Annotated in this window: 1 pseudogene; it reads left to right on the top strand. The window is 61.3% G+C overall.

From position 1 onward, the window contains the following. A pseudogene (locus NW827_RS01635) lies at nt 1–1,705 on the top strand (type II secretion system protein); the annotation flags it as partial.

Raw genomic sequence — 1,705 nt, 5'->3', positions numbered from 1 at the left:
CAGATCCGTTCATCACCGCCTTTGGCAACTTCTCCGAGCTGCGGCGGGTGATCGACACAGTTAACAGAGGCACCCCCGTCGATCAGCTTAGCCTGGCCGACCAGACCACGCTGCAGACGGCGGGCTGCATGTTGGGCATGCTGGCCGACAACATTCTGCGGATTGAGGCTGCAGCAGCTCGTGGAGATCGATTTGCTCAGGATCTCCGACGAGATATCAATGATAGCCGTGACGGAGACACTGACGGCGATCGCCAAATCTTGGATAACCCTGCTAGCCAGCGTGCTTATCTCCCGCTGCGCTACATCTTCCCCACCAGAGACTTTGACGAGACTGATCCCATAGAGAGCGAGCGGCGAGGCGCCTACTCCTGGCTGCCGGCTGCCACCTACCAGGCAGTAACCGACCTCACACAAGTGGCTCTTCGGCCTCGCTCCACCATCAACGACTGGCGTTTGCCCCATGCCATTGCTCCTTGCCCCAGCAGCACCCTACTCGGTGGCAACCATCCCAACAGCAACCAGATGGAGCTGATCCAGGTCGGCAACCAGTGCCGTCGCGTGCCCTTCAAAGATTCGGTGTTTTACGATGGCCGCGAGGCAATGGCGGTGCGGGCCCTCAACATCGACCTGGCTCTTTTGACCAACAACGTCCCGGGCCAGGCCAACGGCTTGATCAACGGAGATACTTGGCTGCCTGCCGGCGTGCAAGAAGGCCGCGAGGGGGGTATTTTCTACGCCTTCCGGGAAGATGCGGTGCGAGAGGATGCCATTGCCCGCCCGCCTTTGACCAACTTCGCCGCCTATCAAACTGCCTGGCAAGCGGCAAACGCCCGCGGCACCCTTCCCTTCATCATGAATGCCGGTCAGCCTGGTCGCGACCAACCGGTCGGCGATCCGCCTGTTTCCGATCAAGGCCTCAGTCCCAAACCGGTGGACTACTACCCCGATCCGGATCGGCGGCCCTATGGCTTCCGGCTGCGCAATGGGGCAGTGCTGGCCCGCGGCGGGTTTAACCTCGATGAAGCCGTCTTTGGCCTCTCCTTTATTTCCGACAACCCCGTCTACATTCAAGGGGACTTTAACCTGCACCAGAGGAGGGAAGGCAAGGGGCTGGAAGAGGATCGGCTGGAAGAGTTCACCACTCGCCTCACTTTTGGATCAGACGGCCTTTACAGCAACTTCTACGGGCGACTCCGGAAGAATGAAGACCGGCGCTTTGCCCGGGCAGCGGAGGATCTCTGGCGACCCACTGAGATCATAGGCGACTCGATCAATATCCTCTCCGCCGATTTCTGCGATGGCAGCATTGACGATGGCTTTGTCCAGGATGGCACCCTCAATGGCGGCGGCAGCAGCTTTGTGGCCAACCGCGACTACCAGGGCAACCCACAGCGGGCCTCGGCTCCTCGCCGCAACGACTACTACGGCTGCAGCGGGCCAAACCTTGGGGCCAACACCTCCTTCCTCAACCAGGCGCTGGTGATCCGGGGCAACAACTGGCCGGCTCCGGATCCGAATAACAATGGCGCCGGTGTCCTGCGCTTCGACAATACCGGCGGGGCCCAGAACCTGGGCGACAACACCAACCAGCCCGGCTGGCCGGACGTGTTTGCCCGCGACACCATCTTTGAGCACCGCAACAGTGAAACCGACCGGACAGTAGGTCGGGGCGTGCCTGAGGTGCGGCAGTTGCGGGCGCCAGA

Origin of the sequence: Synechococcus sp. H70.1, from assembly GCF_047502705.1 — a bacterium.
In the GTDB taxonomy this organism is placed as follows: domain Bacteria; phylum Cyanobacteriota; class Cyanobacteriia; order Thermostichales; family Thermostichaceae; genus Thermostichus.
This window is presented reverse-complemented; position numbering and strand designations above follow the sequence as displayed.